The sequence below is a fragment of the Flavobacterium ranwuense genome, from assembly GCF_004349315.1.
Classification (GTDB): domain Bacteria; phylum Bacteroidota; class Bacteroidia; order Flavobacteriales; family Flavobacteriaceae; genus Flavobacterium; species Flavobacterium ranwuense.
This window is the reverse complement of record NZ_SMLH01000004.1, coordinates 187,013-200,895: the sequence shown is the minus strand read 5'-3', so window position 1 is coordinate 200,895 and position 13,883 is coordinate 187,013. Positions and strand designations below refer to the sequence as shown.

General features: G+C 29.5%; 11 protein-coding genes. 3 read left to right on the top strand and 8 right to left on the bottom strand.

Features of this window, described 5'->3' with window-relative positions:
- Positions 1–153: 153 nt before the first annotated feature.
- Positions 154–1,464, bottom strand: a complete 1,311-nt coding sequence (locus E0I61_RS09165; RefSeq protein WP_132070870.1) for a site-specific integrase — start codon at positions 1,462–1,464, stop codon at positions 154–156.
- Between the two features lie 1,039 nt (positions 1,465–2,503).
- On the opposite strand from E0I61_RS09165, the gene E0I61_RS09155 reads away from it, so the two are divergent.
- From E0I61_RS09155 to E0I61_RS09145, 3 genes are read left to right on the top strand one after another with little or no spacing between them, the layout of a single operon-like run.
- Complete coding sequence (locus E0I61_RS09155; protein WP_132070868.1) at positions 2,504–3,259, top strand: hypothetical protein; 756 nt, start codon at positions 2,504–2,506, stop codon at positions 3,257–3,259.
- A gap of 1 nt (position 3,260) precedes the next feature.
- Positions 3,261–3,671 carry a DUF5675 family protein gene (locus E0I61_RS09150; protein WP_132070866.1) on the top strand — a complete coding sequence of 137 codons (411 nt, stop codon included), beginning with the start codon at positions 3,261–3,263 and terminating at the stop codon, positions 3,669–3,671.
- Positions 3,668–3,892: a hypothetical protein gene (locus E0I61_RS09145; protein ID WP_132070864.1), complete on the top strand. Its 225-nt coding sequence runs from the start codon at positions 3,668–3,670 to the stop codon at positions 3,890–3,892. The genes E0I61_RS09150 and E0I61_RS09145 overlap by 4 nt, the downstream gene beginning before the upstream one ends.
- Positions 3,893–4,137: 245 nt before the next feature.
- On the opposite strand, the gene E0I61_RS09135 is transcribed toward E0I61_RS09145, so the two are convergent.
- The 7 genes from E0I61_RS09135 to E0I61_RS09105 form a co-directional block, all read right to left on the bottom strand.
- The gene (locus tag E0I61_RS09135; protein WP_132070862.1) at positions 4,138–4,317 is read right to left on the bottom strand and encodes a hypothetical protein; all 180 of its coding nucleotides are present in this window, start codon (positions 4,315–4,317) and stop codon (positions 4,138–4,140) included.
- Between the two features lie 22 nt (positions 4,318–4,339).
- Positions 4,340–4,762, bottom strand: a complete 423-nt coding sequence (locus E0I61_RS09130) for a DUF6943 family protein (protein WP_132070860.1) — start codon at positions 4,760–4,762, stop codon at positions 4,340–4,342.
- A 1,388-nt stretch (positions 4,763–6,150) separates the two neighbouring features.
- Entirely contained in the window at positions 6,151–7,539 is a 1,389-nt protein-coding gene (locus tag E0I61_RS09125) for an ATP-binding protein (RefSeq protein WP_132070858.1), read from the bottom strand.
- Positions 7,540–7,572: 33 nt separating this feature from the next.
- Positions 7,573–9,588, bottom strand: a complete 2,016-nt coding sequence (locus tag E0I61_RS09120) for an ATP-binding protein (RefSeq protein ID WP_132070856.1) — start codon at positions 9,586–9,588, stop codon at positions 7,573–7,575.
- 274 nt (positions 9,589–9,862) lie between these two features.
- Complete coding sequence (locus E0I61_RS09115; protein WP_132070854.1) at positions 9,863–10,915, bottom strand: hypothetical protein; 1,053 nt, start codon at positions 10,913–10,915, stop codon at positions 9,863–9,865.
- A gap of 6 nt (positions 10,916–10,921) precedes the next feature.
- Positions 10,922–13,168 (bottom strand): AAA family ATPase, encoded by a 2,247-nt coding sequence (locus E0I61_RS09110; protein ID WP_132070852.1) that lies wholly within the window; start codon positions 13,166–13,168, stop codon positions 10,922–10,924.
- Positions 13,165–13,881: an AbiV family abortive infection protein gene (locus tag E0I61_RS09105; RefSeq protein WP_132070850.1), complete on the bottom strand. Its 717-nt coding sequence runs from the start codon at positions 13,879–13,881 to the stop codon at positions 13,165–13,167. The genes E0I61_RS09110 and E0I61_RS09105 overlap by 4 nt, the downstream gene beginning before the upstream one ends.
- Between the last annotated feature and the right edge of the window lie 2 nt (positions 13,882–13,883).

Here is a 13,883-nt window from a genome sequence, read left to right as displayed (position 1 = left end):
TTGACAATCCCTATTAGCAGGTATTTATTATTATTGCTGTGTTTTAGTAAAAATGATCTTATCTAAATCAGTTAAGGATAAACCTAAGGTTTTTTTTAGATGTATATGTACGTATTAATACGTGTTTTTCAGTAAAGCGCCATTCAATCATCACTATAGACTAATAAAAATCTTTTCTCTCATTAATGCGATTTCTTTTTCAAGTCTTTCCAAAATTATTAAGCTATCCTCAGGTTCGAAGGATGCTTTTTTATTTAATTTATTTCTTAATTCAATCATCTGCCGGCCAACCGTCTGCTGCTCGGTAATTGCATATTCTTCTGTCTGTTGTACCGATCGATGCCCGAGCATTTCTTTCACAATATGAATTGGTACATCATTAGCAAGTGTAACTGTACTGCCAAAAGTCCGTCTTGCCTTATGGGTATTTAATACACAATTTATCCCACACAGATCAGCAATTTCTTTTAGATACTCATTCATTTTTTGATTTGACTTCACTGGAAGAACACTTCTTCTACTAAGACAAAGCGGATGGTCTTTGTATTTTTCTATAATTTCAAGAGCCTTGGGCAATAATGGAATATTTGTTTCTGATTCTGTTTTTTGGCGATCAGACATAATCCAGTATTCGCCATCAATGCCTATCTTGATGTCTTCTTTCTTAAGTTGAAACGCATCAATGTAAGCCAGACCGGTGTAACATTGGAAGATAAATACGTCACGTATAACAGTCAATCTTGGAGTAGAAAAAGTATAATTCTCAATCTTATGCAATTCAACTGCTGTTAGTGGTTTTTTCTTTGTTTTTGTCTTTTTCCCTTTAAATTTCTTAAAAGGATCTTCCTTGATAATTTCCTTATCAAGTGCCCGCCTTACAATTTTCCTGAAATTTGTAATGTACTTTAAAGCAGTATTGTTATTACAACTCTTTACTGTTTTAAGATAAAATTCATAATCTTTTATAAATTCGTAATTCAAGTCCCGGAATTCCATGTCTTCCAAGTTGAATTTGAATAATAAAAATTCTTTTATATGTTTTTTGGATATTTCAAAACGTTCATGTGTTCCAATGGCATACTCGCCTTTATCCACAAGGGCACGTAATTCGTTATTATGATTAAGGAATTCTTCAAGGACTTTTACTTTTGGGGCTACACGTCCCATAATAAAGTCTACTATTTTTTGAGATGTAATAGAACGTTCCGCATAAACTAAATCATTTCTGTACTGGTTGACTTTAGTATCAATTGTAGTAAGAAAAAAATTAATGGTCCTGGCATCTTCTTTTGTACCTATAGCTCTTTCTGCTTTTTGATCCCATCTGGTAATATCCCATTTACGTTTGGTAGAAGTTTCCTTAGGAATTCCATCAACGGTTATTCTTAGGTAAATATACCTAAGATTGCTTTTTTTTCGTGGAACCTTCAAAAAGAAGGTTAATCCAAAACTGCTTTCTAACATAATTCAACAATTTAAATTAGTAAATGTCGAATTATAGCGTCTAAAAATCAAGTCGTTAACGTGTTTTACATGTTGGTTATCAATGATTTAACCTTTATTTTGTGGCACATTTTTTCTAAATTTAAAAGTGCCATAAAAATGCCATGTAATTTTGAGCGTTTTTGAAAATTTTGGAGAAAACAGGTATAAATAAAAAAACCTGCAAATCCGAAATTTGCAGGTTTTTAGTAAGATTGTGGAATTTTATAATATCATTCCTAAAATAGGTGGTGGGCGATGAGGGATTAGAACTTAATCTCTAATGCGCTGATATATAATGAAATACATTAGTCTAAAACAGAAGGGTCTCGATTTTGCTCCTTTAAACGGTTACAAATATCACTAAATCTTATAATGTAAATTTACTGATTAATAAGGGATTGACCAAATCTATATGCAATAAATTCATACTAAATAATGAACTAGTTATTAAACAGGTTGATGATGCTTGGAAATAATATTTTCCTTTTTTGATTTTTTAGTTTTCAGCCAAAAATCAAGTGAGCCACTTGTTCGTATTTTATTCCTGCATACAAACAAAACTCATCAATCGTTAAAAACTCATTCTCGAGTTTTTTGAGGTCGTTTTTAACCTTTTGCATCAATCGTGTACTTTGGCGATAACTCTTTCCTGTTATGCGCTGTATGTCCTTTGGATAGATGCAAACTCTCTGTTTTTCAATATTCATACTCTATCTGTAGTTTTGACTAGGCTTTGATTAGCTTGAACTTACCATGCGCTAAATTTTAAGATTATATAAATATAAGTTTTTCTTAAATATAATCTACTATCGCAATTTACTATGTTTTCTGATGGTTGTAAACAGGTATTTATGTCGATTTAAGTCATTTATGTCACTTTGTGACATATGGAATAGTGAGTGCTTTTTTATTCGCTTTAATTGGCTAAAATTTGTTTTAAAATCAATCGGAAGATGTTGCAACGGAAAAGATGATTTAAGGATTTGAAAAATAAATTTTAATCTAAATTTTAGAAATTATGGCAAGACAGAAAGGCATAATTAAATTGAAAGGTACTATCGGGGATATTACTTTTTATAAAACCAAAGATGGACATTTGGCTCGAGAGAAAGGCGGAGTCGATGCGAACAGAATTGCGAACGATCCAGCGTTCCAGAGAACACGTGAGAATGGTTCCGAATTTGGAAGAGCCGGGAAGGCCGGAAAAACTTTGAGAACGGCATTAAGAACTTTGCTTTTGAATTCTGCCGACAGCAGAATGGTGGGCAGACTTACCCAATCTATGGTCAAAGTGATCCAAGCGGATTTGGTTAATGAACGTGGATTGCGTAATGTGATTGATGGTGAAGCGGAATTGTTAGTAGGCTTTGAGTTCAATATCGGTGGAAAATTGGGAACTACCCTATTTGCTCCTTTTATTGGGGCGATTGATAGAGTCGCTGGCGAAATCACGGTTGATTTGGCATCGTTTATTCCTGCCAATATGATTGCAGCTCCAGGAGGAACTACCCATTTTAAAATTATATCAGCTGGGGCTGAAATTGATTTTGAAGCAGAAGTTTTCGTTACTACAAATTCTGAAACTGCCATTCTTCCATGGGATATGACTCCAACTGTTGCTATCAATCATTTGAATGCGGTAACTCCTAACAGTACAAAACCTTTGTTTTTAGCTCTTGGAGTTGAGTTTTATCAAGAGGTCAATGGTAGAATGTATCCTTTGAAAAATGGTTCTTATAATCCATTGGCATTGGTGCAAGTAAGCGGATTGTAAGATGATTTTGGTACTATCCAGAACTTATTTCCCTGATGGAACTAACGGTAAACTCGAATGCGAGGGTAAATTGATTTGTAAAACCATTGAATTACCTTGGAAGAAAAACGAAACGAAAGTTTCCTGCATTCCGGAAGGGAAATATTTTATAAAAAAGCGATACAGCAAGAAATTTCAATGGCATTTGGAGGTTTTGGATGTAAAAAATAGAAGTTTAATTTTATTTCATCATGCTAATAATGCTTTACAAGAATTGAATGGTTGTATTGCTCCAGTAACAAAACTTTCTGGACCAGGTTTAGGTCTTATGTCTCGAAAAGCTTTTGCCAAATTAAAAGAATTGGTTTATAAAGCTTTGGATAAAGAAGAAAGTGTTGAATTGATTGTCAAATCTTTAATTCATCAATTATGAATGTAATAAAAAGAGCGAAAGCTCCAACACCAAAATTTTTCAAAGTGCTTCGAAATATTGGTTTGGCATTGGCTGCCGTTGGCGGAACAATTTTAGCTGCGCCAATCGCTTTGCCAGTTGTGCTGACTTCTATCGGAGGTTATTTGGCTGTTGCTGGCGGTGTTATTTCGGCGGTTAGCCAATTGACAACCACAACAGGAAAAGTCGATGCAACACAGTAATTCAACTGTAATTGGTACCGCAGGCGGTACATTTTTAAGTGTTTTGCCGAATCTGCATTCGGAAGATGTTTTGAAAACTGTAATATTAGCCTCAGTTGGCGCAATTGTCAGTTTTATAATATCTTTGGCACTCAAATTCTTTATTAAGAAGCACAAAAAATAGTTTAACTCTAGTTGTGGTGACCTTTGGGTTAAACTTCAAAATGCCCTTTCCGATTGGATTGGGCATTTTTTTTGTTCAAAAATTAATTTTCTTCAAAAAGGTTTAAAGTAACTTCTTCAATTACTACTTCAGCGCAAGAACAATACAAATTATTGTATTTTGCGCTATCAATTGCCTTATATCTGCTGTCAAATACTCCAAAACATACTCTTGATGCTTTGCTTTTCCAAACATCGGTTTGGTACAAAATAAATAGTTTCATTTGTGTTGATTTAAGTTCATAATTATTTTCTGCAATACCTATATAAAATGGTTCTACGTAAGTCATTTATGAGATTTATGTTTTCGTGAAATTGCTTTTCTTTTTGCTCTAAAAGCTTGAGAGTTGCAACATTTTTTAAATGCTCTTCGTGTTCTGACATCATCAAACTAGCTTTCGGATTAAATTCTTTTACGAAGTCTGGAAGCCGTAAAAACGGAATAACAGAGTCTACTAAAAATTGATGCCAGAATTTAGTTTGCCATAAACTATATGCTACAAAATAAATGCTTTCACAATCTTCTTCATTTTGAAAAATGATAACAAAACTGTTCGTGAATGGCTCTTTTTGTGGCTTTCCGCTGTTCATCCCTTTGTTAAGAATGAATAAATGGGGTTTGGTGTATAACGTGTATTTTCGGTGCGTTTTGATGATAAAGTTTGGCATACTTTCGGTTTTTAAGATGATGTGCCTTGCTACCACAAGCCACACATAAAATTTTTAAAAGAAAAAAAGAAAAAAAGAAAGTCGTCATTCAAGTGGAGGTTTCAAGAAAAGCAAGTTTTTTAGAAAAAATACTACCCGGATGGGTGGAGATTTTTTCTAAAACCCGTAGGGCTTGAACTTTCTTTTCTTGAAACCGGAACTTACCTTTACTTTCTTTTATTTATTTTTTATTTTCCTTTCAACCGAGAAGTTTCTACCGAACACGGATTCGAAAAATGTTGATGAAATAGATAATGTTCTTCGGAAAGGGTATGAATTTTTAAAACAGAAAAAAGAGATATAAAATCCATTCCAATTATTTTTCTGGTTTGAAAATTCATACTCTTTCTTGGACTTTATTTTGTGGGTATTGAAAATCACTTTACGGATTTTTTTAATTTTATAGCAAAAAGTTTCCAAGTGATTTTCAATACTTACAAAAACAATGAAAAGATAATTCCGAGTGCGATGTGGCAGAAGCGCAGGCAAGTGTGTGGTTTTTTATTTGTTTACTAGGATGCTTCTGATTGTTTTTATGATGGCTTGATGCCACAAACGGTCTTGGAATTATTAGATTTCCAATTATTAAAGAATATTCTATGGAATTGTTATGGCATCTTGGCCATCGTGAAAATAATTACTTCCTGTTTTCTGGCAAATAAAAAATCACACTCTTGCTGGCATTTTTGGTTTTTGTGGGTGCCAAAAATAGCATAAACAAAAGTTGTAGATTATAGAAAATATTCCTTGCTATTTTCGGCACTTACAAAAGCAATGCAAATACTACCGATTTCAACACAGCGCTGATAAAACAATTATAAAGTTCTTGCGGAATAAATACTTGTAAATAAAAGAAAGTGTTGTTCGGTACCTTGATAGTGGTTTGCGAAGGACGGTTTTTTGAGCGGCTGGGTGATGCGATGGGAGCTGCTCAAAAAGTTGTCCTGAAGCAAACCACAAGCGCGTTGGGTGTGGCGGCTGTTTTACATAAATGATATTATAGCTTCATTGCAAAAACCAAAAAAACAATATTAACACTTTGTGATGAACTATAATACTCAATTATGTAACACAGCTTGGGGAAAGTTTTTGTTGCACTAGTATTAAATTTTCTTTTGAAATAAAAACATTCTAGGGCGTACAAAAACTTTTGGAGCGTTGGCAAAGGAGTGGCTTATGAAATGTAAAACGTCTTTTACCCCCGAACGAAAAAAAAATGTCCTCGCTATCACAAAAGTAATTAGTGAAATGAAGCAAACAAAGACTTGAGTTTAGGAATACTTGGACTAAATGAAAGTTTTGTGCAGCTGAATGAGATAATGGGTTATCAAAATGATTTATTCACTTACTTATTCACTTACTTTTGGATAAATATAATGTAAAATCCAAACCCCACCTTTTGTGCCTTCACGTTCTAATAACCCTTCCTTTTTGAGGATTTCTAAATTTTTATCAATGGCAGATGCACTAAAATCAGTCAATTCCTGTAAAGTAGATTTTTTTATTGCTAAATTTTCGTGAATGGCTTTTAAAATTATAATTTGTTTTTCTGATAAATTATTCACCCACTTATTCACCCACATTTGGAAATCAAAAGGTCGTCTGAAAGCGACTGTAAACATTCCATCGGTATTAAATTCAGGAGGTGTTAATCCTTCTTCTTTCATTAAATCACGCATTCTGCTGATGCCAGAACCAATCTGTTCAACTAATCGCATTCTTTCGAATAACCCGAAAATTAAAGGATTTCTGCTGGAACTTTTTTTGCCAAATTCATTTTTTGTAATGGAGCTTACTAATCCGCCAGGGTTTGTAACCTCAACACGATTATTAAATAATTCAATTGTAATTCTTCCGCCTTTATCGTAATAGTCTCTATGAGCAAGTGAATTTATGATGGCTTCTTTGAAAACAATTTCTGGAATTTCCCATAATTCTTTTCTTGCTTTTCCACCTTCGCTTTCAATATCATATCGCACATTTAGTTTAGATTTAAGCCAAATCATACTTTGTTGGTATTGTTGAAATAGTGTGCCGGTCATTATTTTATCGTCAATAATGTATCTTTTATCTAAACCATCGAAAGCTACACAGCGAATAACTGCTTTTTCAAAAAAGCGTTCCGGTTCTTTGGCAAAAAATAAAACAGCACCATTTTTTAAATATCCCTCATTACTAATCAACTTTAAATTACTAAAAACTTGCTCGTCTGAAGTATTATTTACTAATCCTGCTTCAAATCGGAATGTGTCAATATTTTCTTTTGGAATATCTTTTTTGATGTCAATTTCTTTGCAAGAAGCTTCATCAAAATATATTTTTTCAGCTTGCTGAAAAAAGTTTCTCATTTCTTCAACCGTTGTAAGTTTTTGAGAATTTGGACCTTGGCGCACATAAATTGCACCTGATAAAACATAAGGCTTGTTTTGACCAGACGGCACTTCAATAACTGCAACATTTTTACCCTCAACATCAACAATGTAGAATTCACATTGTAATGGTGGTGAAATTTCCCCGATAGAGTTTTGTATTGCAGAACGCTTGGAATTATCAAGAGTAACACCTTTTATTATATTTTTATCATCAACACCAATTAACACAACGCCACCAGAAGCATTTGCAAAAGCGCATACTTCTTCGGTAATACTTTTTAAATTGGTTGGTAGGTTTACTTTGAATTCGGCATTAAATCCTTCTCCAGAGCTTACTATTGATTTTATTTCGGTTGGGTTGAGCATTTGATATTCTAAATAATTATTTGTAAAATAGGGCTAATTTAATTGCCCATTTATTGCGATTTTTGTTAACTCATCAGATGCGTCTTTGTTTAATTGAATGCCTTTTTGTTCCAAACCATCAATTACAAATTCTTTAAAATCTAATTTATTAATTAAATGTTTGTGTTTTATTTCAAATAACTTAAACAAATCATCCCAAGTCATTGCATATATTTCGTAATTTCTTATCGATTGAACTAAAAAATTTTTCCCTTTTATTTTTTGATTTTCATATAAATCTGTAATATAACTATCAACTTTTTTGCCTACTAAAATAAACTTCCAATTTCTATATGAACTATTAAAACGCTCTTCCTCGATAATAATTCTCAAATATCTTTCAACTTGTTGAAATTGTTCATTACCAATAATGACACTCGGTCTTTTTAATTCAACAATTATATTCTCTTCAATGGTTAAGTCATTGCTGTTTGGATCTGGAACATCTGATTTTCTACATATAAAAATATCAGGCCTTTTTAGTTTTTCTTTAGTTTCAATTATTTCAGGGGTGGTGTTTTTAATTTCTAAATGACTAAAGTAGTTATTCAAAAGAATTTCAAAGTTTTTATCAGCTGAGACTAAATGATATTGCTCGCCAAAAAGCCAATAATTATCTTCAATTACTTTTTGAATATGCTCTCTTTCGTTTGTGAATTTTTCTAAATCATAGATTAATGTTTTTAAAATTTGAACAATATTAAATCTATTCTCTAAAAATTTAATCAAAGTTGTAATATGTGAAAGTTTAGTTTTCTTTAAAGTTTTTGAGAGTTCATACCTTTCATCATCTGTTAGATTAACTACATTATCAATAATGTCAAGTACGCTTTCTCTTTGTTCGGTATCCAATAATAAATTTAAAAAACCAACTATGGTTTTACTTTGAGCAATTTTTAAGCCTTGAAAAATTTTTGGCTGAACACTGTACAATTCTTTAATAACAGTCTCTAAATCTGTTTTTCTAAATTGCTCATATGGATTATTCTTAAATTCAGGGAATACTTTATTTTTATTAAATTTATCAATTAGTTCATTTGCTTTTTCATCTCTAATAAATACTTTTTCTTTTTCCGAAACAAATTCATTTAATAATTCTACTAAAACTTTAAAGGTACTATCGGATTGATTTTTTCCAGAGAATTCAAATGCTGGTTGGTCATTTTTTGTGATTTTGAAATCATCAAAATAAATTGCTTCAATGTATACTGAATGATGAAAATCAACAGCTTTATTATTAAAAGAAGTGTGTTTTTTATAGGTTTCTTTTTTACTACTATTTAAAAAGTAGTAGTAATATTTGTCCCCTATTTTTTCATTCCATCTAATGTAACTAACCTTGAAAGTTAAATTACCAATTATTAGATCTTTATTTTCAGTTTCTGCTATAATGGAAAAGTAATCTAACGGAATACCATTGATATTAATTTTATAGTTCTTTTCAAGATTTAGGTATAAAAACCAACCAAATTCGCTAGACAGATATTTTTCAAATCCATCATCTTCTAATAAATCTCCAGTCAATGAATAAAAGCTTTCAAAAGTTACATTAGTTCCAGTTGCTTTCTTTTTTGAAACAATTGTATCTAAAGTTGAAAAATCCTGAATATCTGATTTATTGATTTCGATATTATAATTAAGAAACTCTCCCTTATTCGAAAGAAATGTAGTATTCCAAGTTGCTTTATTACAAAAAGTTGAAAATGAATATCTTCCTTTACCTTTTTTGCCTTTTATAAAACCTGTTTCTGAAAATGAGTTTGCTTTGATTGAAACCATAAAATTTCCAAAAGTTTCGGAAATGTTTTCAATATTAATTCCAGAACCATTATCTGAAATAGAAAAATTATTTATAAATCCAATTTCATTTGCATCATAATTTATGTTTATTATTGAAGCATCTGCATCAAAACCATTCCAAATATATTCAGCTATTGCTTTTTTATAGTCTGATGGTAATCCACTACCTTCTATACTCTTCGAAGTAAGCTTTGTTGTATGCTTTTTCATAAAATCATCGTATAAATAAAAAAGTATAAAAATATAAATAATTCAGTATATATTCTCTGTTACGAAATATAAGTTCAACTTATTTTCTTTTATCCTCAATTCCTTTTCTAATGCAATTAAATTAATCATCTTGCTAAACGAGAACTTTAGTATTTTTTTCTAAACGAATACAAATAATCAATTGGAATATTAAGAAATAGACTTTTTGCTTTTCAATTCCTAATAAGTTTATAAAAATTATTTATCTTATTATCTGTATTGATTACTATTAGCATTATTTTATTATGCCTAATTCTTTTAAAATATCACTTTTAAATTTGCTTAACGGTCGTTTATGAAAATCTATATTATTCAATTCAGTTCCAAAAAGTAAACGAAAAATTTCATCATCACTAATCATTACTTTTGGAAAAAAAGCTTTTATCTTTTGAATATAGGTGTCTGAATAAAGTTGCTTTATTTTAATTAAATCTTTTAATTCGTCAATATGAGCATTATACATATTATCTATTTTTAATGTTTTTATAGTGTTGAAAGTCTTACTAGCTGAATTTTTATTTGCAATATAAACTTTATACTTATCTAGTCTTTTTGAATAAATATAATTAAACTCAAAATCTTCATTTTGATTTGAATTTAAGTAAGGATGAACGTGATTCTGCAATTCTAATACAATATCTCCTTTTACTGAACTGTTACAAGTATTACAGCTTGGTATTAGATTATAGAAAGATATTGCTAATAATGGATACTTGGATTTAGGAAACCAATGGTCAAATTGAGGTCTCATTAATTTTTCTCCCTTACTGGAACACATTGTTGTTGTGTAGGTTCTATTACAATAGGTACAAGATATCCGGTTTAAATTTTCTGCTAAATTATAAGCGGAATATAAACTTTTATTAGGCTCTAAACCTATAAAGTATTTGTAGTTAAAAATCGATTCTATATCAAAAACTAATTCGTGAATGGTTTTAAATCTAGCATCTGTTTTTTCGGTTTTAGTAGCAGTAAAATAGTTATTTAATAGATTATTATCAGCAATTGAAAGCACATTTGAAAATAAATCATTATTGATTAATTCTAAAATTAAAGGTACTCCACAAATTATTTTCTCTAGTATTTCATTATTCAAATAATGGGTTAGATTGGTGTGGATAACAGGTAATGACTTAAAATTATGAGATTTTGTTGAACTACATACTTTACAATTTACAGTTGCACAATTAATACCAGTTATTTTTTTGGAAGTTCTACAAGAAAAAAAGTTCCAATGTTGAATTCTTGCATTACTTATTTCTAAACTATTACTATCTAAATGAAGCATAATACTCTAATTGAAATTTATATTTAAACCTGCCTGTTTTGCGATTTCAAAAATTTTCTCTTTTGCAGTTTTTTCTTTGAATTCAACTTCATACACATCTTCCATCATTGATTTTAATTTATATTTAATAATTGGTTCTCCTATTAAATTTATGAAATTATTACAATAATCAAAATCGATTTTTATACTAGATTTTTCTGTATGTCCAATTTGATTTTTTAATTGATTAAATTCTTCTATTTCAAAGTTCGTTAAACTTTCTTCTCCATTTGTTTGTATTCTTTTTTCAAAATATTTAAAATTCAGAAAAACAATAACTTCTTCAATCTTTTTCTTTGCCCATTCTCCCATAAACCCATCTTTCATAAAAAAATCATTTGCTAATAAATCGTGAATGTTTGCTCCAAAAGTTTTGTAATCAGAGTCGAACTTTAAATTTTCACCATTACATAATTTTAAAATATTTTGATGTGGGATATCCGAGAGAATGAAAGGAGAGTGAGTTGAAAATAAAATATTTATACCATTAATGTTTTTTATGTTAAGGCTCTTTATTCCTTCTAATAATTCAGAAATAAACTTTCTTTGGAATTCTGGATGAAAATAAAGCTCAATTTCATCTAAAACAATGTTCAAGAAATTATATTTTATTTTTTCATTTTTACTTTTGAATACTGAATTAATATTTATTATATGATATAGAATTGATTGAATAGAATGTATAAATTGCTGTTCCCCAGAACTCAATATTTTAAAATCTGAAATAGAATTATTAGAAATACTATTCTCTATTCTTAAATAAGGAATAAAACAAGATGCTGGGATGAGTTCGCTAATTTCAAAATTAGGGTTTGACTTTTTAATTTTTTCTATTCTTTCTATAAAATCAGTCGTTTTAATTTCAAAGTAATGTTTTTTAATCTTATTTACACTTTTCTCATAGTCATCATCTTTAATTTTCCATTTATATAATAAATCTTCATTTAAAGTATTAAATCTAATGCAATTTAAAATCTGTCTTAATTTAAGGGTTATATGACTTCTATCGTCGCTTAATTTTAAAATTTGTTCAAAAAAACTTCTGAATTTAGGTATTGGCTTACCTTCTTTTGGAATTTCATAAAAACCTTTGTATTCATCGTAGTTCATTGCAATCTTAAAAACTTTCCTAAAAACATATTTACTTAAAATATCAAAGTGTTTTACTTCTTGAATATTAATTTCCTTAATTCTATCTTCCTTATTTCTATATAGTGCATTATATACATTTGTGATAAAATTATTATCACTCATTCCATAGTCTTTTTTGAAAGTTTCGATAACATTGTCGATAGTTAATGCCCCAAGTTGATTAAATTTACCGAAATCAAGCTCAAATAATATTGAATCAATTTTTTTACCATTTACAATTCCTTTGACTTTAAATGAATTATCCATAAGATTAGACATCAGTCTTGTTTGAGCTAAATGGTACTCCGAATTCACATCAATATTTCCTTTTTTTCTGAAAGGGTTAATTACCAAAGGAGTTTGATAACCATCGTTCTTATGAAATAAATCAAAAAGCCAATCATTATCACTTTCAGTATTTAAGCCATACAATGAATAATTTATTGAAATAGTATAAAAGAATAATTTGTCATATATAAATCTAAATTTTCTCTTTATTACTTCATTTTTTAAATAAAATTTATCTTCAAAATATTCATTGTATTCTGATTCAAGGGTTACTATTTTATGATATATTAGTTGCTTTTCATATTTAATTGCGAAAAATTCGTTGTTAATTTCATAAAAGATTTCAACTTGTAAGTCATCTAAAACTCCTTGAAGATTATTAATTTTATTAAATAATAAATTATGATCAGTTTTTGGATTATTGATATAGGTGTTTAATTTTTCAACATCTTCAATAATTCCTTTCTTTGTTGCAATTACATAGCAAAGTGAATATAGTAATTCCAATAGACTACTTTTTCCAGAACCATTATTTCCAACAATCGCAGAAATATTAACATCTATTTTTTTTCCATCTGCTGTTTTAATATGATATAAATCTTCTGGAATTGTTTGTATATGATCTATATTGAAGACTTCTTCAAATCCAATTACCTCATTTTTATCTATATTTAAAAATGTATAATCGTTGTAAAACTTATAGATATTACCAGCTTTCAAATTCTTTAAAAATCTCTTATTACAATTTTTTAAAGGTCTAATTGCTATTAATTTAAAATTATTTTCATTCTTCATAATTTATTTTTTTCAAAAGAATAATCCTTTAAGGCTCCATCAATAAAAACTCTTAATTGATTTTTTAAAATTTCTATATTTTCTTCTTTGTAATGATTCTTAATATTAGGATGGAACAAAATTTTTAATCCTTTGTAAAACCTAAAGATTCTATCCACAACCACTTTAGTTTCTATAAATTCGGTTTTTGTTATTTCTATTTGTGGAATTAATAACCTATCTCTGAAATCGACATAAAAACCCTGATTCTTTTTATCGTCGAATTCGGTTAGCTTTTTTACTCTTTCTACCGAATTTAGTAATGGTTTGCTTGCCAAAGCAATCTCTAATATTCCATTTACTAGTCCATTCCAAAAGTCACTTTTTGTTTTTAATAAAGTAACCGGTTTATTAGATTCCTTTTTATCAAAACTTTCTAGAACACCGATTGACAATTCTATTAATTGTGCCAATTGATGCCGAACTCTATGATCTGTAAAAAACTTTTTAGCATCTTTTATAAGGTAGGTTTTATAACCTTGACTATGCAATAATACCAAGATTGATTTGATTGCTTCTTCGGAGCTTAAAATAAGTAAAGAAGTACCACTAGCAAAGGATTTGTTGTTTTCTGCAATGAGCAATGCATCTTTTCTTAATTGACGAGCATTTTTATAAATACTGTAATCAATACCTTTAGATTTTTGAGCTGTTAGATTAATAAAAGTATTCATAT

What these genes read in the sequence shown, in the direction of transcription:
- E0I61_RS09125 (WP_132070858.1), bottom strand. Translation starts at nt 7,539, where the DNA reads ATGCTCAACCCAACCGAAATAAAATCAATAGTAAGCTCTGGAGAAGGA.
- E0I61_RS09165 (WP_132070870.1), bottom strand. Translation starts at nt 1,464, where the DNA reads ATGTTAGAAAGCAGTTTTGGATTAACCTTCTTTTTGAAGGTTCCACGA.
- E0I61_RS09120 (WP_132070856.1), bottom strand. Translation starts at nt 9,588, where the DNA reads ATGAAAAAGCATACAACAAAGCTTACTTCGAAGAGTATAGAAGGTAGT.
- E0I61_RS09145 (WP_132070864.1), top strand. Translation starts at nt 3,668, where the DNA reads ATGAATGTAATAAAAAGAGCGAAAGCTCCAACACCAAAATTTTTCAAA.
- E0I61_RS09105 (WP_132070850.1), bottom strand. Translation starts at nt 13,881, where the DNA reads ATGAATACTTTTATTAATCTAACAGCTCAAAAATCTAAAGGTATTGAT.
- E0I61_RS09155 (WP_132070868.1), top strand. Translation starts at nt 2,504, where the DNA reads ATGGCAAGACAGAAAGGCATAATTAAATTGAAAGGTACTATCGGGGAT.
- E0I61_RS09115 (WP_132070854.1), bottom strand. Translation starts at nt 10,915, where the DNA reads ATGCTTCATTTAGATAGTAATAGTTTAGAAATAAGTAATGCAAGAATT.
- E0I61_RS09110 (WP_132070852.1), bottom strand. Translation starts at nt 13,168, where the DNA reads ATGAAGAATGAAAATAATTTTAAATTAATAGCAATTAGACCTTTAAAA.
- E0I61_RS09130 (WP_132070860.1), bottom strand. Translation starts at nt 4,762, where the DNA reads ATGCCAAACTTTATCATCAAAACGCACCGAAAATACACGTTATACACC.
- E0I61_RS09150 (WP_132070866.1), top strand. Translation starts at nt 3,261, where the DNA reads ATGATTTTGGTACTATCCAGAACTTATTTCCCTGATGGAACTAACGGT.
- E0I61_RS09135 (WP_132070862.1), bottom strand. Translation starts at nt 4,317, where the DNA reads ATGAAACTATTTATTTTGTACCAAACCGATGTTTGGAAAAGCAAAGCA.